At 70.3% G+C, this 19,241-nt stretch carries 16 protein-coding genes, 1 tRNA gene and 1 pseudogene; 7 read left to right on the top strand and 11 right to left on the bottom strand.

The features are described from left to right. Positions 1 to 23: 23 nt before the first annotated feature. The 6 genes from VS93_RS05695 to VS93_RS05720 all read right to left on the bottom strand — a co-directional run bounded on the left by VS93_RS05695 (position 24) and on the right by VS93_RS05720 (position 5,936). Positions 24 to 815 carry a 3'(2'),5'-bisphosphate nucleotidase CysQ gene (locus VS93_RS05695; protein ID WP_046468993.1) on the bottom strand — a complete coding sequence of 264 codons (792 nt, stop codon included), beginning with the start codon at positions 813 to 815 and terminating at the stop codon, positions 24 to 26. A gap of 614 nt (positions 816 to 1,429) precedes the next feature. Further along, entirely contained in the window at positions 1,430 to 2,086 is a 657-nt protein-coding gene (gene pth, locus VS93_RS05700; protein WP_046468960.1) for an aminoacyl-tRNA hydrolase, read from the bottom strand. Positions 2,087 to 2,121: 35 nt separating this feature from the next. After that, positions 2,122 to 2,757 (bottom strand): 50S ribosomal protein L25/general stress protein Ctc, encoded by a 636-nt coding sequence (locus VS93_RS05705; protein WP_046468961.1) that lies wholly within the window; start codon positions 2,755 to 2,757, stop codon positions 2,122 to 2,124. 321 nt (positions 2,758 to 3,078) lie between these two features. Next, positions 3,079 to 4,053, bottom strand: a complete 975-nt coding sequence (locus VS93_RS05710) for a ribose-phosphate diphosphokinase (RefSeq protein ID WP_046468994.1) — start codon at positions 4,051 to 4,053, stop codon at positions 3,079 to 3,081. 17 nt (positions 4,054 to 4,070) lie between these two features. Continuing rightward, on the bottom strand, positions 4,071 to 5,546 hold the full coding sequence (gene glmU / locus VS93_RS05715) for a bifunctional UDP-N-acetylglucosamine diphosphorylase/glucosamine-1-phosphate N-acetyltransferase GlmU (RefSeq protein WP_046468962.1): 1,476 nt from the start codon (positions 5,544 to 5,546) through the stop codon (positions 4,071 to 4,073). A 318-nt stretch (positions 5,547 to 5,864) separates the two neighbouring features. Beyond that, positions 5,865 to 5,936, bottom strand: a tRNA-Gln gene (locus VS93_RS05720). A gap of 416 nt (positions 5,937 to 6,352) precedes the next feature. Here VS93_RS05720 and VS93_RS05725 point away from each other — a divergent pair. The 5 genes from VS93_RS05725 (at position 6,353) to VS93_RS05745 (ending at position 10,409) form a co-directional block, all read left to right on the top strand. Continuing rightward, positions 6,353 to 7,318, top strand: a complete 966-nt coding sequence (locus VS93_RS05725; protein ID WP_046468963.1) for an acyl-CoA desaturase — start codon at positions 6,353 to 6,355, stop codon at positions 7,316 to 7,318. Between the two features lie 14 nt (positions 7,319 to 7,332). Next, the gene (locus tag VS93_RS05730) at positions 7,333 to 7,992 is read left to right on the top strand and encodes a TetR/AcrR family transcriptional regulator (RefSeq protein ID WP_046468964.1); all 660 of its coding nucleotides are present in this window, start codon (positions 7,333 to 7,335) and stop codon (positions 7,990 to 7,992) included. A 56-nt stretch (positions 7,993 to 8,048) separates the two neighbouring features. Next, complete coding sequence (locus VS93_RS05735; RefSeq protein WP_046468965.1) at positions 8,049 to 8,558, top strand: MarR family winged helix-turn-helix transcriptional regulator; 510 nt, start codon at positions 8,049 to 8,051, stop codon at positions 8,556 to 8,558. Positions 8,559 to 8,653: 95 nt separating this feature from the next. Further along, positions 8,654 to 9,592 (top strand): GDSL-type esterase/lipase family protein, encoded by a 939-nt coding sequence (locus VS93_RS05740; RefSeq protein ID WP_052745557.1) that lies wholly within the window; start codon positions 8,654 to 8,656, stop codon positions 9,590 to 9,592. Between the two features lie 142 nt (positions 9,593 to 9,734). After that, positions 9,735 to 10,409, top strand: a complete 675-nt coding sequence (locus tag VS93_RS05745; protein ID WP_046468966.1) for a hypothetical protein — start codon at positions 9,735 to 9,737, stop codon at positions 10,407 to 10,409. Positions 10,410 to 10,437: 28 nt separating this feature from the next. On the opposite strand, the gene VS93_RS05750 is transcribed toward VS93_RS05745, so the two are convergent. Continuing rightward, positions 10,438 to 12,213, bottom strand: coding sequence for an ABC-F family ATP-binding cassette domain-containing protein (locus VS93_RS05750; RefSeq protein WP_046468967.1), 1,776 nt, complete (start codon positions 12,211 to 12,213; stop codon positions 10,438 to 10,440). 312 nt (positions 12,214 to 12,525) lie between these two features. Here VS93_RS05750 and erm point away from each other — a divergent pair, with 312 nt between their 5' ends. Then, positions 12,526 to 13,371: a 23S ribosomal RNA methyltransferase Erm gene (gene erm, locus VS93_RS05755; RefSeq protein WP_046468968.1), complete on the top strand. Its 846-nt coding sequence runs from the start codon at positions 12,526 to 12,528 to the stop codon at positions 13,369 to 13,371. 100 nt (positions 13,372 to 13,471) lie between these two features. Here the strand turns inward: erm and VS93_RS05760 are convergent. The 3 genes and pseudogenes from VS93_RS05760 to VS93_RS05770 form a co-directional block, all read right to left on the bottom strand. After that, positions 13,472 to 14,370: pseudogene (locus tag VS93_RS05760) on the bottom strand (transketolase family protein). A 60-nt stretch (positions 14,371 to 14,430) separates the two neighbouring features. After that, entirely contained in the window at positions 14,431 to 15,117 is a 687-nt protein-coding gene (locus tag VS93_RS05765) for a thiamine pyrophosphate-dependent enzyme (protein ID WP_046468969.1), read from the bottom strand. A gap of 117 nt (positions 15,118 to 15,234) precedes the next feature. After that, a complete protein-coding gene (locus tag VS93_RS05770; protein WP_082126652.1) occupies positions 15,235 to 16,161 on the bottom strand; it encodes a 4-(cytidine 5'-diphospho)-2-C-methyl-D-erythritol kinase in 927 nt (308 codons plus the stop codon). A 247-nt stretch (positions 16,162 to 16,408) separates the two neighbouring features. On the opposite strand from VS93_RS05770, the gene VS93_RS05775 reads away from it, so the two are divergent. After that, entirely contained in the window at positions 16,409 to 18,280 is a 1,872-nt protein-coding gene (locus tag VS93_RS05775) for a serine/threonine protein kinase (protein ID WP_046468996.1), read from the top strand. Positions 18,281 to 18,354: 74 nt separating this feature from the next. On the opposite strand, the gene rsmA is transcribed toward VS93_RS05775, so the two are convergent. Then, entirely contained in the window at positions 18,355 to 19,233 is an 879-nt protein-coding gene (gene rsmA, locus VS93_RS05780; RefSeq protein WP_046468971.1) for a 16S rRNA (adenine(1518)-N(6)/adenine(1519)-N(6))-dimethyltransferase RsmA, read from the bottom strand. Between the last annotated feature and the right edge of the window lie 8 nt (positions 19,234 to 19,241).

Below are 19,241 nucleotides of genomic sequence, written 5' to 3' on the forward strand. Positions count from 1 at the left end.
CCGCACACCAGCGGGGGCTGCGGTCAGCCTCCCGTGTGTGGGCCCGCGCTGTTCCGATCCGCGACGTCGCGGATACTCGCCAACAACGTACTCGACAATTCCGGTCGGCATACAAGGATATCCGGTAGCGACGGGTCCGCCTCGTTGTAGGTCAGCTTTGCGCCGTCGATCCTGGACGTGTGCAGACCTGCCGCCTTCGCGACGGCCACCGGCGCGGCGCTGTCCCACTCGAACTGCCCTCCCGCGTGCACGTAGATGTCGGCGATCCCGAGCATCACCGCGCAGATCTTCGCGCCCGCCGACCCCAGGGGGACCACTTCCGCACCGAGCTGCGTCGCCATCCGCTGCACGAACTCCGGGGGCCGGGTTCGGCTGGTGGTGATCCGCAACCGCTGCCCCGAGGGCCTCTCCTCCGGCAGCCACGGCGGATCGACCGTCGACAGTGTGCTGCCCTGCGCCGGCAGGGCGACCGCGCCGGCGGTCAGCTCGCCGTCCTCCCAGAGGGCGACGTGCACCGCCCAGTCGGTCCGGTCGGTCTCGGCGAACTCCCGGGTACCGTCGAGCGGATCGATGATCCACACCCGCCGTGCGCCCAGCCGCGCGCTGTCATCGGCGCCCTCCTCCGAGAGCACGGCGTCGCTCGGCCGGAGCCGGCCCAGCGCGGAGAAGAGGAACTCATGCGAGGTTCGGTCCCCGAGCGTGCGGAGTACCTCGGGCTCCTCCAAGCCTTGTCGGGCGCGGAGGCGCAGCAGGTGCTGGCCCGCCTCCGTCGCGAGGTCGCGCGCCACTTCATGATCGTTTCGAATGCTGTTCACCGGACTCAGTATGCTCCCGCCCCACAGATCACCACGGACCGCGTCTTCCACAGAATCTGGACGTCCACGACAGGGAACCAGTTTTCCACGTAACGTGGGCCCGAACGGACGGATTCCTCCCATGAGAGGTCGCGCCGCCCGCTCGTTGTGGTCTCGTCACGCCGGTCGCGTCCACCAGCCGCCAACGGGCGACCCGGCGACCTCCTCGGGCAATCAGGAGGCCGGCCAGGGGTGCGCGCATCCGCGGTGTACCGGACGACCGAGGGAACCCGTCGCGCGAACGGCGGCGCGGACGGGCACCGACGAAGGTGATCCGGAGATCCCCGCACGGCAGCACGCCGTTGTGCTCGTGGCGGAGGCGCCGCACCGTCCTGAGCACATCCGCGTCCGCAACCATGATACGAAACGCGCGGCGCGCGGGCTCAGCCTGCCCTTGGACGGGGCGGCACCGCGAGCGCGCCGGGACCGGCCACCCCACCACGTTCCCCCGCGCATGCCCTTACCCGTACTGCGCCATTGGCGCAGCCGCCTGCGCCGGCGATATCGCAGTACCCGGCGGAGCGGCACAGGCGTGGGCAACACCACAGATCCGCGGTCCCGCACGGCGCGCCGGCCTACTGCGCCGTGTGGTACACGTGCTGCGCCTTCTCCAGTCCATCGGTCAGCACGGTCTGCGCGGCGTCGGCCGCGCGCTCGATGTCCAGATCGAGCTCTTTCCGCTCCGCCGAGGAGAAGTCCTTCAAGACGTAGGTCGCGGCGTCCATGCGGCCCGGTGGGCGGCCCACCCCGAACCGCAGCCGGACGTAATCGGGCCCCGAGAGGGACTTGTTGATCGAACGCAGGCCGTTGTGCCCCCCGGTCCCGCCGCCGCGCTTCAGCTTCAACGCGCCGAAGGCGATGTCGAGGTCGTCGTGGACGACCACGATCCGCTCCAGGGGCACCTTGTAGAAACTGCTCAGCCCGGCCACCGGGCCGCCGGAGAGGTTCATGAAGGATCGCGGCTTGGCCAGCACCGCCGGGACCCCCTCGATCCGGGTCTCGGCGACCTCGGCGTGGGCCTTGTGCGATTTCCAGCGGACGCCGGACCGTCCGGCGAGAACATCGGCGACCATGAAACCCACGTTGTGCCGGTTCCCCGCGTACTTGGGACCGGGGTTGCCCAAGCCCACGATCAGCCAGCGGTCCACGCTCGCGTCCCCTTCTCCGCTCTCCGATCCCCTCCCAGACACAGACGCGCGGTCTCCCAACCAGCGCTGCAGGAGACCACGCATCGGTGCTGAATCCTTATCCGAAAGGACTGCGGAGGCTACTCAGAGGCCTCGGACTTCTCCTCCGCCGCTTCGGCGACCGGCTCCTCGGCCTCCTCGACGGACTCGCCGAGCTCGGCCTCGACCTCTTCCTCGGTCCGCTCAGCGGCGATCGTGAGGACCAGTGTTTCGGGGTCGCTCACCAGTTCGGTACCGCCGGGCAGCTTCAGGTCGGCGGCGGTGACATGCGTACCGACCTCGATCCCCTCGACGTCGACCTCCACGCCCTCGGGGATGTGGGTGGCTTCGGCCTCGACCTCGACCTGGGTCAGCTCCTGGTTGAGCACACCGCCGGGGGCGATCTCACCGGTGAGGGTCACCGGGATCTCGACGGTGACCTTCTCGCCCTTCTTGACGACGAGCAGGTCGACGTGCTCCAGAAACCCCTTGATGGAGTCGCGCTGCACGTCCTTCGGCAGGCACAGGTTGTCCTTGCCCTTGAGGCCGTCGATGCGCAGCAGCACGTTCGGCGTCTTCAGGGCCATCATCATCTCGTGGCCGTCAACGGTGATGTGGCGAGGGTCGGTGCCGTGGCCGTAGAGGACGGCCGGCACCCTACCCGCGCGGCGGGCGCGTCGCGCGGCGCCCTTGCCGAATTCCGTGCGCGGCTCGGCAGCGATGCGTACCTCGGACACGACAAAACTCCTCGGGATCATCCCCGCCTGAGCGAGGAACACAACGATTCATCCCCGCCTCAGCGAGGAAACTACGGGACCACCCCGCCAAGCCGGCGAACACAACTGTGCCGTGGCCAGCCGCATCCGGCGAACCGTCTCGGCCCGGCCGATCCGGAAGCATTCGCCGGATACTCCTGGTCCACGCAGCCATTCGGTCCGGGCCCATGGCGGCACACGCAGCCCGGCGGACGCGGGGATACCCGACCCAGTCTAATGGCTCTGCCGACGCCTCCGAACATTCTCCCCGGCAGCGGGCCGGTACCGGCCCGCTGCCGGTGCTCACTTCGGCTCGAAGAGGCTCGTCACCGAGCCGTCGCTGAAGACCTCGCTGATCGCGCGGGCCAGCAGCGGAGCGATCGAGAGCTGCGTCAGCTTGTCGAACCGGCGCTCCTCCGCGACCGGTAACGAGTTGGTGATGACGACCTCGGAGATCTGCGACTTCTGCAGGCGCTCCGGCGCCGGGCCGGACAGCACACCGTGCGTCGCCGCGGCGATGACATCGCTCGCCCCCTGCTCGACCAGCGCGTCGGCGGCCTTCACGATCGTGCCCGCAGTGTCGATCATGTCATCGACCAGGATGCAGGTGCGCCCCTCGACATCACCGACGACCTCGTGCACCTTGACCTGGTGGGCCACGTCCGGATCGCGGCGCTTGTGGATGATCGCCAGCGGGAGGCCCAGCCGGTCGGCCCACCGGTCGGCGGTGCGCACCCGCCCGGCGTCCGGCGACACCACGGTCGCTCCCAGACCGCTCACCCGGCTCTTGATGTAGTCGGCCAGGAGCGGCAGCGCGAACAGGTGGTCCACCGGACCGTCGAAATACCCCTGGATCTGATCGGTGTGCAGATCGATCGACATCAGCCGGTTGGCGCCCGCTGTGCGGAACAGGTCCGTCATCAGCCGCGCCGAGATCGGCTCGCGCCCCAGGTGCTTCTTGTCCTGCCGGGCGTAGCCGAGGAACGGCGTCACCACGGTGATGCGCTTGGCCGACGCGCGCTTCAACGCGTCCACCATGATGAGCTGCTCCATCACGGACTGGTTGATCGGCTCGGAGTGGCTCTGCAGGACGAACGCGTCACATCCGCGCACCGACTCCAGGTAGCGCACATAGATCTCGCCGTTGGCGAAGTCCTGGAACTTCGTCGGCGCGACCTCGATACCGAGCTGCTCGGCCACCTGTTCGGCCAGCTCGGGGTGCGTGCGCCCCGAGAACAGCATGAGCTTCTTCTGACCCGCGGCCTTCATGCCGGTCACTTTGAGTTCCCCCACAGTCACTGATCATCCGCCTTGCCGGCGCTGTCCGCGTCTCCCCCTTGGAGTGCCCGCTGCGCGGCCTCCGCCGCAGCCGATCCGGGGCGCTTCCGGCTCACCCATCCCTCGATGTTGCGCTGCGCGCCGCTGGAAACCGCGAGTGCGCCGGGGGGGACGTCTTCGCGCACCACGGTCCCGGCACCCGTATAGGCGCCGTCTCCAACGTTCACAGGAGCGACGAACATGTTGTCGCTGCCGGTCCGGGCATGGTCCCCGATAGTGGTCCGGTTCTTGGTGACCCCGTCGTAGTTGACGAACACCGAGGACGCGCCGACGTTCACCCCCTGCCCTATGTCGGCGTCACCGACGTAGGTCAGATGCGGGACCTTGGAGCCCTTCCCGATGGTGGAGTTCTTCACCTCGACGAAGGTGCCGACCTTGGACCCGTTGTCGAGTGCCGCGCCGGGACGCAGGTAGGCGTAGGGGCCGACGCTCACGCCGGAGCCGATCTCCGCCTCTTCGGCGACGAGGTGCCGGACCACCGCGTCGTCGCCGACCGTGGTGTCGGCCAGCAGCGCCCCGGGCCCCACGCGGGCTCCTTCGCCGATGGCGGTGCGGCCCCGAAGCTGCGTCTGCGGTTCGATGACGGTGTCGCGCCCGATCCGGACCCCGGTATCGACCCAAGTCGTGGCGGGATCGACGACCGTGACCCCCTCGCGCATATGCCCGGTGAGCAGCCGGTCGTTGAGCAGCCGACGTGCCTCGGCGAGCTGCACCCTGTCGTTGACGCCCTGGATCTCCACCCAGTCGCGGGCCACGGTGGCGTCGACCCGGTGGCCGTCGCCGCGCAGGATCGCGGCCGCATCGGTGATGTACTCCTCCCCCTTGGCGTTGTCCGTCGACAGCCGGTCGACGACGTCGGCCAGGTGCGCTCCGTCGAAGGCGTACATACCGGAGTTGATCTCGTCGACCGCCCGCTGCTCCTCGGTGGCGTCGGCGTGCTCGACGATCCCGACGAAGGCCCCGGAGGCGTCACGGACGATCCTGCCGTAGCCGGCGGGGTCGGGGACCCTGGCGGAGAGCACCGTGACGGCGTTGCCCGCGGCCTCGTGCGCGCTCGCGAGGTCGGAGAGGGTCTCGCCCCGCAGCAGCGGCGTGTCGCCGTAGGTGAGGACCACCGTGCCGGAGAGGTCGACGCCCTGCGCCCGCAGTTCCTCGACGGCCATGCGAACGGCGTGGCCGGTGCCTTTCTGCTGCTCCTGTACGGCGGTGCTCACCCCGGGAGTGGTGTCCTTGAGATGCTGCGTCACGCGGTCGCGCCCGTGGCCGACGACCACCACGGTGCGCTCGGGCCGGAGTTCTTCTGCCGCGGCCAGGACGTGGCCCAGCATGCTGCGGCCGCAGATCTCGTGGAGAACCTTGGGAAGCCTGGACTTCATTCGGGTGCCCTCGCCCGCTGCAAGGACGATGACGGCAGCCGGACGGCTCGCGCTCACTGGCGGAGACTCCTCATGTCGCTGGCGGTGGAAACGGAAAACAGCTCGTGGGTCGGCGCGACGGGTTGCCCCGTGGAGTCGACGTGGCGTGTCGGCGAAGGGGACAGCGCTGGCCGGGCGTGTGAACAGACGTCTCCCGAGGCCGACATGGGCAGCATACATGCGGGGGATCGCAGGCTTAGGACAACGTCGCCGCCTGCCCGCCGCGGGCCCGAAGAGGGCGCGCCGCGTCCGATGAGTGGAACGGGCCGGCGGGCGCGCACCCGGACCCTGCCTCGGGGTCCACCGCCGGACCGCCCTTCGCGCTGGTCACGAGTGCTCCCGGGCCAGGGCTCGAACCTGGACCAACGGATTCAAAGTCCGCTATGCTGCCGATTACACCACCCGGGAATAAAACAGACATTCCACCCCGGCCTCCTGGCGACCGGACGGTGGAACCGCCGTCGTTCCGGGCACCAACATAGCGCCTATCCGGCCAGCGGGTCATCTCGGTCGACGTGACCGGCCGACCCTCCCTGCCACCCCGCCGGTCTCGCCCCGAGGTCTTCGGGCCTCCCCGCCGAAGGCGCGGAGGGGCTTGCGGACCCCTTCCCTTTCCCGTACGGATGCGGCCGCCGAGGTCGGCGACCACGGCCGACCCCCTTTTTTTCAGAAAGACCGCGCTGCGACTTGTCAAACCTACGTCTCCGTAGGTTACGGTTACGTAGGTATAAGTTATGGCGAAGGCCGAGCGGTCGGGTGATGGGAGTGCCACTCCCCGCGTCGCACCCTCCGAGTCGCACGGCCCTCTTGAACTAGGTGGGACTATGACCGCAGCACCCGAGATCGCGCTCGATTCCGGCCCTCCGGCGAAACGTGGACCAGAACCGGAGGTGGACCCCGAAGGCCGGGGCAAGGCCGAGCGCTACACCGTCTTCGCCTTCGTCTTCATTCCCCTGCTCGCCTTGGCCGCCGCTGTCCCCTTCGCCTGGGGCTGGGGGCTGACCGGGACCGACATCGCTCTGGGCGCGGTCTTCTACGTCATCAGCGGCCTCGGTATCACGGCCGGGTACCACCGGTGCTTCACGCACGGCTCCTTCAAGCCCAACCGCCCGCTGCGCATCGCGCTGGCCGTGGCCGGCAGCCTCGCGATCCAGGGCAGCGTCATCAAATGGGTGGCCGACCACCGGCGGCACCACAAGTACGCCGACGCCGAGGGCGACCCGCACTCGCCGTGGCGCTTCGGCGACGACTGGCGCTCCGTCGCCAAGGGGCTCTACTACGCGCACATGGCCTGGCTCTACCTCGACGAGCAGAAGACCTCCCCGAAGCGCTTCGCCCCGGATCTGCTCAAGGACAAGGACATCCGCAGGGTCGACACGATGTTCATCCCGCTCGTGGCGTTCTCCCTGGGAGCCCCGGCCCTCCTCGGCGGCCTGATCACGATGTCGTGGTGGGGCGCGCTCACGGCGTTCTTCTGGGCGGGCCTGGTCCGGGTCGCGCTGCTGCACCACGTCACCTGGTCGATCAACTCCATCTGCCACACGATCGGCGAGGAGAACTTCGAGGTGCGCGACCGCTCGCGCAACGTGTGGTGGCTGGCCATCCCGTCCTTCGGTGAATCATGGCACAACCTGCACCACGCCGACCCGACCTGCGCGCGCCACGGTGTACTCAAGGGGCAGATCGACATCACGGCCCGCGTCATCTGGATGTTCGAGAAACTCGGATGGGCAAGCAAGGTGCGTTGGCCCAACGCGGAGCGGCTGGCGGCCAAGCGCGTCACTATCTAGAGTGAGTGGCCACAATGGGAGCCGTGAGCGAGCAGAAACCCCGGACGAGCCGGAAACGCATGACCGGCAAGGAACGCCGGGAGCAGCTTCTCGACATCGGTCGTGAACTCTTCGCCGAACGCGGCTTCGACGGCACCTCGATCGAGGAGATCGCCGCACGCGCGGGCGTCTCCAAGCCTGTGGTCTACGAGCACTTCGGCGGCAAAGAGGGCATCTACGCCGTGGTGGTGGACCGCGAGATGCATACGTTGCTGGGCATGGTCGGCGAGTCACTGACCGCCGACCATGCCCGCGGCAAGATAGAGCAGGCCGCCCTCGCGCTGCTGCAGTATGTGGAGGAGAACAGCCAGGGCTTCCGCATCCTCGCGCGCGACTCCCACGCCGCATCGGGAACCGGCAGTTTCGCGAGTCTGATCAGTGACATCGCGACGCAGGTGGAGCACATCCTTGCCGAGGAGTTCAGGGAGCGCGGGTACGACCCGAAACTGGCGCCGTTGTACGCGCAGTCTCTCGTGGGCATGGTGGCGCTCACCGGTCAGTGGTGGCTGGAGGTCCGCAAACCCAAGCGTGAGGTGGTCGCGGCGCATCTGGTGAACCTCGCGTGGAACGGCCTGTCCAGCTTGGAGACCAAGCCGCGGTTGGAGAGCGTGCAGCGCAAGCACCAGCACGAGTAGGCGCGGAACAGGCACGCCCCGGCGACTCTCTTGATATCAAGAGATATGCTACAGGTATGCGCGATGAGGTTGACGGGCTTGTCGAGGCCTGGCGGACGGAGCGACCGGATCTCGACGTCGAGCCCCTGCAGGTACTCAGCCGGGTCTCGCGGCTGGCGCGCCACCTGGATCGCGCGCGCCGCACGGTGTTCACCGAGCACGGGTTGGAGCCGTGGGAGTTCGACGTGCTCGCCGAACTGCGCCGTTCGGGCCCACCGTACGAGATGAGTCCGGGACGGCTGCTCCGGGCCACACTCGTGACGTCGGGCACGATGACCAACCGGATCGACCGCCTCGCCGCCGCCGACCTGGTGCGGCGCCGCCCCGACCCCGCCGACAAGCGCGGGGTGCTGGTGCGCCTCTCCGACGAAGGGCAAAAGCGGGTGGACGCGGCGCTGGCGGCCCTGCTCGAATACGAGGAGTCGATTCTGGGCGGGATGCGCAGGGCCGACCGCGAGCGGCTCTCCTTCTTGCTGAGGTCCCTCCTCTCCCCCCTCGACGAGTCCGCAACCCACCCGGGTTCCTGACTCACCTGGCGGGGAACGGTATATTTCCTCCACCGTCCATTTCGCCACGACTTGACCGCTGTGTGCGAAACCCCTTCTCAGGACAGTGGAGAAACTTGAACACTTCTTGGAGAGCCGCCATAGCGACGGTCGCGGCAACGCTGCTGGTGTCGAGCTGCTCCGCGGAAGAGGAGGACCAGGCCGGCACGGGTGAGCGCTACTACCTCTCACTGGGCGACTCCCTCTCCGTGGGGCTCCAGCCCGACGACGACGGGAAGCTGCGCGAAACCTCGGACGGCTACACCGACGCCCTGTACCGCAGGCTGTTCGACCGCGATTCCACCCTGGACCACAAGCGCCTGGGATGCGGCGGCGAGGACACCACGACCTTCCTCTCCGGCGGTCGCGAGGGCTGCGACTACGACGAGGGGTCACAACTGGCCGCGGCCGAGAACTTCCTGGAGCGGCACGGCGGCCAGGTCGCGCTGGTGACACTGGACATCGGCGGCAACAACTTCACCGGGTGCGCCTACGACCAGGACGGCGACGTCGACGCCGACCTCGACACCGAGTGCGTGCAGGAGGGCCTGGACCGCATGGAGGAGGAGATCCCGCAGATAGCCGCGCGCCTGCGCGAGGCGGCGGGAGCCGATGTGCAGATCGTCGGGATGACCTACTACAACCCGTTCGTGGCGGCGCTGCTGTTGGACAACGTGAACGCGGAAGTCACCGACGACGAGGACGACGACAACCGGAACGAGCCCTCCAACGAGGAGCTCGCCGAGTACTCCACCGATGCCCTGCTGGAGATGAACGACGTCCTGCGTTCCGTCTACGAGGAGGCCGGCGTCGAGGTCGCCGACGTCGAGCAGACGTTCAACGCCGACGAATTCGACGTTCCGCCGGACAGCGACACCGACATGCCCGCGAACGTGCAGTCCGTCTGCGACTACACCTGGATGTGCAACACGGACCGGGGCCCGGACATCCACACCAACCAGGCCGGCGCCAACGAGATCGCGAAGACCTTCGACGAGGTCGTCGAGATCCGCTGAACGGAGTCGCCGCCCCGGAAGGACACGCCGACGGCCCCCTCCGATGCCGCGGCGGCCGGCGGGCGCCGATCGGCCGGCCCCGGTGGCATCCGCGTCCGCGCGCCCTGTGGTACTGGGGAAGCGAAGGTGCGAAGCTGAAGGCATGAGCGGGTACCAGTCACGGTTGTGGCGGCTCTCCCTCGGCGCGGCCGCCGTACTGGCCGGATACGGCCTTCTGGTACGGCCGCGCGTGTTGAGCTGGGGAGCGACCCGCGAGGAGGCCGAGCGGACCTACCCGGGCGACGAGCTCGTCCCCGACGCCCAGGGCTCCTCGACGATGGCCACGACCCTGCCGGCCCCGCCCGAGGACGTCTGGCCCTGGCTGGTCCAGATGGGCTGCAACCGGGGCGGCTGGTACAGCTGGGACCGGCTGGACAACGGCGGGCGGCCGAGCGCGGAGCGCATCGCCCCCCAGTGGCAGGATCTGCGCGAGGGCCGGCGCCTGGACTCGCTCCCCAGCGGCAAGGCCTGGTTCACGGTCGCGGTCCTCGTGCCGGAGCGGACCCTGGTGCTGCGCGCGGAGCTGGAACTGCCCTCCGGCCTCCCCTTCGACGCGGGTTCCGAACCGCTGCCCCGGGCCTACATCGACGGGATCTGGGGTTTCCACCTCGAACCGGCCACCGGCGGTACGACCCGCCTTGTGGTGCGGACGCGCGGCCGCAGCCGCCCGCGGGTGCTCACATGGCCCGCGGACGTGCTGTTCGGGGAGCCCGCTCACCTCGTCATGCAGACCCGCCAGTTCCGCAACCTGCGCGCACGCGTCGCCGCCCGGACCTGACCGGTCCGGGCGGCGACGCCCCGCCGGGTTACCCGCCGAGCTTCTCCACCGAGGCGAGCCAGTCCTGTTCCAGCCCGTCCTTCTCCGACTGCAGGGATTTCAGCTCGGCATCGAGCTCGGCGAGTCGGGTGTAGTCGTCGGCGGCGCCGGCCATCAGGTCGTGGAGCTCGCTCTCGCGCGCATCGATGCGGTCGATGCGGCGCTCGGTCCGCTGCATCTCCTTCTGGAGGGCCCGCTGCTCCGCCGCGGAGAGACCGGCCGGGGCGCGACGGTCCTCGGATTCCTTTCCCGCGCCGGCCACGGGGACCTCTCCCCCGTCGTCGGCGCCCGCGCGCCGCGCGAGGTACTCGTCGACACCGCCCGGCAGCAACGAGAGCGCGCCGTCGCCCATGAGCGCCATCACGCGGTCGGTGATGCGTTCCAGGAAGTAGCGGTCGTGGCTGACCAGCACCAGCGCCCCGGGCCAGCCGTCGAGCAGGTCCTCCAGCTCGGTCAGGGTCTCGATGTCCAGGTCGTTGGTGGGCTCGTCCAGCAGGAACACGTTGGGTTCGCCCATGAGCAGCCGCAGCATCTGCAGGCGGCGCCGTTCGCCGCCGGAGAGGTCGCTGATGGGGGTCCACTGGCGTTCGCCCCGGAACCCGAAGCGCTCCAGCATCTGGCTGGCGGAGAACTCCTTCTTGCCGATCGTGACGTGCCGCCGGACCTCCTCGACCACCTCCAGCGGGCGGCGCCGCCCGTCCAGCTCGGCCAGGCCCTGCGACAGGTGCGCGAGGTTCACCGTCTTGCCGTGCCGGACGGACCCCCCTTCGGGCTCGTGCTCCCCGGCGAGCGCGCGCAGCAGTGTCGACTTCCCAGAGCCGTTCACCCCGACCAGGCCGACCCGGTCGCCCGGCCCCAGCTGCCAGGTGAGGTTCTCGACCAGAACCCGTTCCCCGCCCTTGAGCAGCAGGTTCCGGGTGTCGATGACGGTCTTGCCCAGGCGGGAGCTCGCGAAGCGCACGAGTTCGACGGTGTTGCGGGGCGGCGGTTCGTCGGCGATGAGGCTGTTGGCCGCCTCGACCCGGAACTTGGGCTTGGAGGTGCGCGCGGGCGGGCCGCGGCGCAGCCAGGCGAGCTCCTTGCGCATGAGGTTCTGCCGCCGCTCTTCGGTCGCCGCCGCGAGCCGTTCCCGTTCGGCCTTGGCCAGCACGTAGGCGGCGTATCCACCCTCGTAGCGCTCGACCCGGCCGTCGACGACCTCCCAGGTCTGGTTGGTGACGGCGTCCAGGAACCACCGGTCGTGTGTCACCACCACGAGCGCCTCTTTGCGCCGGTTGACATGCCCGGCGAGCCAGGCGATGCCCTCAATGTCCAGGTGGTTGGTCGGCTCGTCCAGGACGAGCAGGTCATGGGTCTCGATGAGGAGCCGCGCGAGAGCAGACCGGCGCCGCTCACCTCCCGACAGGCCGGCCATCGGGGTGTCGAGATCCCACCCGCTGAGCAGCCCGCGCAGCACGTCGCGCACGCGCGCGTCGCCGGCCCACTCGTGTTCGGCGCGCTCTCCCAGGACGAACTCGCCGACGGTGCCTTCGGGGTAGCTGTCGCTCTGCTGGAGGAAACCGACCCGCAGTCCCCTGCTGTGGACCACCCGTCCGGAGTCGGGCTCTGTGAGCCCGGCGACGACCGATACCAGGGTGGACTTCCCGCCGCCGTTGCGGCCGACCACACCGACGCGGTCGCCCTCGTCCACACCGAACGACACGTCCCTGAGCAGTACAAGAGGCCCGTAGGCCAGGGATACATCCGCAAGATTGACCAGATTCATCGTGCTTCCCATTGTGGTGGACGGGAGGGGCGGGCACGACCACACCCGCCACGCCGGGAACACCTCTGGAAGGCCGGTCGTTCCGGGCGCGGTGCCGCCGGAGGCCGCAGGAAAAGGGGATGCCCGCGCCCGGACACCGCTGCTAGGGTCCCTGATATGGGAATCTGCTGCCTGGGAATCGCGTCCGTGAGGCTCCGCGCCGCTTAGCGGCGGACTGACCTCACCGATCGCCAGCTCCGCCGCATCCCGGAGTTCTCCGCCGGTGCGGTGCACTGCGCTGCCCGGCTCCGACGATTCCTCGCGGAGCTTCCCATGCCTTCTCCCTATCAGGGCGGCCGACACGAGTTCGGCCAGAACTTCCTCGCCGACCGGTCGGTCATCGACACGATCGGGGGACTCGTCGCGCGGACGAGTTGCCCGATCGTGGAGATCGGCGCCGGCGACGGCGCTGTGACCCTCCCGTTGAGCCGGTCCGGTCGGCCGGTCACCGCCGTCGAGGTCGATCCGGGGCGCGCGCGCCGCCTCGACCGGCGCACGCCCGAGAACGTCGCCGTCGTCAACGACGACATCCTGCGCTTCCGGTTACCGCGGCACCCGCATGTCCTCGTCGGCAACCTCCCGTTCCACCTAACGACCTCGATCCTGCGCCGGATCCTCGCGGCACCGCACTGGCAGGCCGGGGTGCTGCTGATGCAGTGGGAGGCCGCCCGCCGGCGGGCGGGGGTGGGCGGCGCGAGCATGCTGACCGCGAGCTGGTGGCCGTGGTACGACTTCACGCTGCACTCTCGGGTCCCCGCCCGGTCCTTCCGGCCCGTCCCGTCGGTCGACGGCGGCCTGCTCACCGTCACCCGCCGGTCGTCCCCGCTCGTCGCCGACCGCGGGGGTTACCAGCGTTTCGTCCGGAACGTCTTCACCGGTCCCGGTCGCGGGTTGCAGGAGATCCTGACCAGGACGGGGCGGATCGACCGGAGGGCGCTGCACGAGTGGTCGCGGACACACGGGGTGTCGCCCCGAGCGCTCCCGAAGGATCTCACCGCTCAGCATTGGGCCTCACTGTGGGAGCGCACCACGGCGAGCCCCTTGCGTCCGCGAAACACCGGCCGCGGCTCTCCCGCCCCGGGCATCTCGCGGGCGGGCCGCAGGGGCCGGTCCCGCTGAGTCCTGGGTAGGCTCCGTCCCCCACTTCGGCGTGCGCCGCCCTCCCAGGCCGGCGCGGCGCCCACCCCGGCCCCGTGCGGGTGGGCGCCGCGGACACTGCTCAGGCCAGGAAGAAGTCCCGCGCGGCCTTGGCGATTCCCTCCGTGTCGAGGCCGTGCGCACGGTCGTGGTCGGCCGGTGTGCCGTAGCCGCGCACTTCGGTCGCGCGGGAGACACCGAGGGACCTCTGGCGGTGCCTGCGGTCGTCCAGCGCGGCGGCGATCTCGTGCGCCGAGGTCCCCTCCAGGTACGGCTCGACCACGAGGACATCGGCCCGCCCCGCTGCGGCTACGAGCCGGTTGAGGCCGGCGCGGTCGAACGGACGGACCGTGGCCGCGTAGGCGACCGTGACGTCGAGGTCTTCGGTCGCGGCCAGGACCCGGTCCAGCATCGGACCGACGGCGACCGCGACACCGCTGGAGCGGGCGGATCCGGAGCGGACGGTCACCAGCCCGCCGCCCACCGGCCGGGACGCGGCGTTGCTCGCTCGGAGAGCCGGAGGTAGACGCGGTCGTCGCCGCCGAACGAGGTTTCGAGGAGCCGTACGACCTCGTCCGCGTGCCCGGGGACGTGCACGGTCCACCCCGGCATGGTGTCGAAGAGGGCGACGTCGCCGGGGGCCATGTGGGTGCGCCCGGCCCCGGCGTAGTCGTAGGAGGCGCCGACGCCGACCAGAACGGCGCCGGTGTCCTGATGGCCGAGGTCGAGTTTGAGCTGTTCGAAGGGCCGCTCGACCAGGAATGAGGCGATGGTGTGCACGATGGGCCGCAGACCGGTCAGCGCCAGGCCGCCGGCCACGCTCACCATGAGCTGCTCCCGAATGCCGACGTTGACGACGCGCCCGGGATGGCGGGCCGCGGCACCGGCGAAGCGGTCCGCGGAGATGTCGGCGAGCACAACGGCGAGCCGCGGATCGGTGTCGAGCGCCGCGTCGACGGTGTCGACGAAGCCGGCCCGCATTGGGGCCGGCCTTACGTTGTCGGCGCCGGCGTAGTTGCTCAGGGGCATCGTGTTTCCTCCTCAGGACCGGACTTGGGCGATCACGGCCAGCGGGCGTCCGGGGTGCGCGCCGGTGAGCGCCTCGTAGAGGGCGGTGTGGTCGCGGCCGGCGGCGGAGCGTGCGGCCCAGCCCTCGCGGGCGAAACGCTCGGCGATCCCGCCCGGCCAGCCCAGGGAGGCGGAGCCGTTGTCGACGGCGACCACGGTGAGGCTGTCGATCCCGAGGCGGCCGGCGACCGCGACCGCTTCGTGGTTGCTGCCCTCGTCGAGTTCGGCGTCGCCGACCAGGACGACCACGCGGGGGCCGGTCCTGCCCTGTATCCGCAGCCCGAGGGCCGTCCCCACCCCCAGTCCGAGTCCGTGCCCGAGGGAGCCGCTCCCGATTTCCGCACCGGGGAGGAGCACCCGGTCGGGATGGTGGCCCAGGGGCGAGTCGAACCGGCCCCAGTTCCGAAGCGCCTGGACGTCGATGAAGCCCTTCGCCGCGAGAACCGCGTAGTAGGCGGCCGGGCCATGCCCTTTGGAGAGCAGGAAGCGGTCGCGGTCGGGGGCGTCGGCGGTCTCGGGCGTTACGTCGAGCACCCGGTCGTAGAGCACCCACAGGACGTCGAGTGTGGACTCGGCCGCGGCCTGGTGCTTCTCGTCGCCGGTCATCAGCCCGACGAGGGTCGGCAGGTCGGCGTAGCGGCTGAAGGTCGTCGTAGTCATGACCTCAGTCTGAAACCTCAAGTTGAATTGAGGTCAATACCCGGAGAGGGCGGAGAAGGGCACGGGAGGCAGAGGGCTCGGCCCGTGCCGCGTCCTCCGCGGAGGCCGCCGGCGCTGTCACCCCTGAGGGACGACCACGGCCCCCTCGACGTCGCCATAGGCGGTAACGGTCCGCTCGCAGTGCCCGGATTCCCGCAGCGCCGCGGCGACCCGGCCGGCGGCCGCCTCGTCCGCGGCGAGGAACGCGCAGGTGGGGCCGGATCCGGACACGATCACACCGAGTGCTCCCGCCGCACGGCCCGCCTGCAGGGTCGCGTCCAGATCCGGGCGCAGCGACAACGCGGCGGCCTCCAGGTCGTTGCTGAGGGCCGCGCCGAGCGCTCGGGCGTCCCCGGAAGCGAGCGCCGACATCAGGGCCGTGTCCTCCCGCGGCTCGGGCGCGTCGGGACGGAGCCGGTCGTACTCGGCGAAGACCCTCCCCGTGGACAGCCCTTTACCGGAGAGCGCGAAGACCCAGTGGTAGCGCCCGACACTGCTCACGGGGGTGAGCAGCTCGCCGCGGCCGGTGCCCACGGCCGTCCTGCCCACGAGCGGGAAGGCGACGTCACTGCCGAGCTCGGCGGCCAGCGCCAGGAGATCGTCCGGTGAAAGCCCCGCCCGCCAAAATGTGTTGCATGCCACAAGCGCCCCTGCGGCGTCGGCGCTGCCTCCCGCCATGCCCCCGGCGACCGGGATCCGCTTGCGCAAGTGGATGTCGATCGGGCCGCCGCTACCGGTCTCACGTGCCAGGAGGCGTGCGGCGCGGGCGGCGAGGTTGGTGTCGTCGAGTGGAACCTCGGCGGTGTACGCGTACGGCTCCCCCTCGACGGTCAGCCTCGCGAAGCCCGTCACTGCACGCGGACCGGCCGCAGTAACGGTAACCTCGTCGAATAACGAGACAGCGTGGAAGACATTGACCAGATCGTGGTATCCATCTTCGCGCGCCGGCCCAACCGCTAGCTGAAGGTTCACCTTTGCGGGTACCCGTACGGTTACGGCGGTCATAGCGGTCACGAGTCCTCAATCGTAAAGGAAGCCCCCACCCCCGTGAGCCCACGTACCCGCAACGGAACACATGTGCCGTTCCCTCGCGTACTTCACGGCGGCCGGGGTTCCATGGACGATTCCCCCCGCAGGTGTGTCACTCTGAGTGTCCAAAATCGGGCCTCGTGGCCTGTGCGGGTGGGTATCAGGACACGATCCCCGCTACCTTGGGGCCGGACGCACTTTGGACACCGTCGGGGAGGACCGCTTGCCGTCGGATGGGCTCCCAAAGAACCTGGAACCGCTGGCCGCCGGGGATCCGGCCACCATCGGTCCATACGTGCTGTCCGGGCGTCTGGGCAGTGGCGGAATGGGGACGGTCTACCTCGGCCGCACCCCTGAGAAGGGATCCCAGGTCGCGATCAAGGTGATCCGGCCGGAACTCGCTTTCGACGAGGCTACCCGCGCCCGTTTCCGCGACGAGATGGAGAACGCGCGCAGAGTCGCCTCGTTCTGCACCGCCAAGGTCCTCGACCACGGGACGTTCGAGAACCGGCCCTACATGGTCACCGAGTACATCGCGGGGACCCCCCTGGCCGAGCAGATCGCCGAGCACGGAGCCCTCGACTCCAGCACCCTGCACGGCTTCGCGCTGGGCGTGGCGGCCGCGCTCGCGGCCATCCACCGGACCGGCCTGGTCCACCGCGATCTCAAGCCCGCGAACGTTCTGCTGTCGCTCTCCGGACCGCGCGTCATCGACTTCGGTATCGCCCGGGCGATGAACACCATGACCAACCACACCAAGACCGGGATCGTCATGGGCAGCCCGGGCTGGATGGCTCCCGAGCAACTGCTGGAGGAGAAGGTCACCACCTCCGCCGACATCTTCGCGTGGGGGTGCCTGGTGGCGTTCGCCGGGAACGGCGTCCATCCCTTCGGCAACGGCGACGCCATGACGCTCGGCAAGCGGGTGCTGTTCGCCGAACCGCAGCTCGGCAACCTCGACAGCCCTCTCGACCGGCTGGTCGCCAAGGCACTGGCCAAGGAACCCGAACGCCGGCCCAAGGCCCAGGACCTACTGCTGGAACTGGCCGGGGGCGAGGGCGACTCCGGCAACGCCAACGACATGGTCAGCCACGCGCTCCACCAGTCGTGGCGCCCCAACCTTCCCCCGCTGCCACCGAACGCCGCACCGCAGGGGCCCCAGGCGCACCCGGTGTCCCATCCGCCGCAGGGGCCGCACCAGGGCATGCCGCCTCCGGGCCCGCCACTCGGCGCCCCCGGCCATGGGCATCCGCAGCCGCCGCATCCGGGGCAGCAGGTGCCGATGCCGGCCGCGCAGCAGGCGTACCCCGGCCAGCAGATGCAGCATCCGGGTCCCGCCCACCAGCCTCCGGCGCACCAGACCGGACAGTTCCCGGTGGCCTCCCCGCGCCAGACCGGCCCCATCCCGCAAGTGGGGCCGCCGCCCCAGGAGGGACCGGGCCAGACGGGCGCCCGCCCGCAGGCCCAGCCCTATGTCCCGCCGGCGCCGCCACCCCCGCACCGCCCCTTGCAGCCCGGTAAGAAGCGGGTGAAGTGGATCATCCTGGCGGCACTGGTCGCGGCGCTCCTGGTCCTGCTGTTCACCGTGCTCACCCTGCTCGTCTTCAACAGGGCCGACACCACCGGCGGCACTCCGCGGGACGCGGAGCGGCAGGAGGAGGACGGCGGCTCCGGCGACGGTTCGGCCGCCCAGCCGGGCGGGGCCCAGACGGACGGCACCACCGACGGCCGGATGGTCTTCAACGTCAACGAGTACGCCTGCGGGACCAACGTCAACAACCGCTCAACCACCACCGGCGGTATGTACTGCGCGTTCGACCTGCGTGTGGAGAACACCTCGGAACACACGATCGAGCTCGACCACGAATGGCAGCGCCTCCGGATGGCCAGCGGCGAGTTCACCCTCGCCCTGGAGCCGTCGACCGAGGAGCGCGACGACTCGCTGTGGCGGGAGATCCCGGCCGGCGAGAAGGCGACGGGGCAACTGGTGTTCATGGTCCCCGACGGTGCGGAACTCCAGGAGTTGCTGCTGGGCAGCCGCGACAGCGGCAAGGGCGTGGAGATCGACCTGAGCGACGTCCCCAGACGCGACTGAGCCGCGTCCAACCGCCGCGGACCTCGATGCTCAGGACTCGGTGAGCCGAACGGCGTGCGTGGCCGCGGCGGCCCCTACCGCACGCGGCCGGGCCGGTGTTCGGCGATGCGTGCGAACGCCGCGACGTCGAGGGCCTCACCGCGTGCGGACGGGTCGACACCGGCGGCGCGCAGCGCGGTCTCCGCAGCGGCGGCGGACCCTGCCCACGAGGACAGGGCCGCTCTGAGGGTCTTGCGGCGCTGCGCGAAGGCGGCGTCGATGACCGCGAACACCTCTTCCCGCGGTACCGCCGTGCTCGGTGCCGGGCGGCGGCGCAGCTCCACCAGTCCGGAGTCGACGTTGGGCACGGGCCAGAACACGCTGCGGCCGACATTGCCCGCGCGGCGCACGCCGGCGTACCAGGCGGCCTTCGCCGACGGTGCGCCGTAGGTGCGGCTCCCCGGTTCGGCGGCGAGCCGGTCGGCCACCTCGGCCTGCACCATGACCAGCGTCCTCCGCACCGACGGCAGCAGCTCCAGCAGGTGCAGCAGCACCGGGACGGCCACGTTGTAGGGCAGGTTGGCCACCATCGCGGTCGGCTCGGGACCGGGGACCTCCGCAACGCGCAGGGCGTCGGCGGCGCGGACCTCCAGGCGGTCCGCCAGGCCGGGGGCGTGCTCCCGCACGGTCGCCGGCAGCGCGGCGGCGAGGTCCGGATCGATCTCGATCGCCGTGACGCGGCGTACCCGCGGCAGCAGCGCGAGCGTCAGGGAGCCGAGGCCGGGGCCGACCTCCAGGACGACGTCGTCCTCGTCCACTCCCGAGAGCCGGACTATCCGGCGCACCGTCCCGTGGTCGATGACGAAGTTCTGGCCGAGGGTCTTGGTCGGCCTGATGCCCAGGCGGTCGGCGATCCGGCGGACATCGGCCGGGGTCAGCAGGCGGACGGTCTCAGACGTCTCGGAGTGAGCCACCTGCCCAT

Source organism: Allosalinactinospora lopnorensis (assembly GCF_000981225.1).
Taxonomy (GTDB): domain Bacteria; phylum Actinomycetota; class Actinomycetes; order Streptosporangiales; family Streptosporangiaceae; genus Allosalinactinospora; species Allosalinactinospora lopnorensis.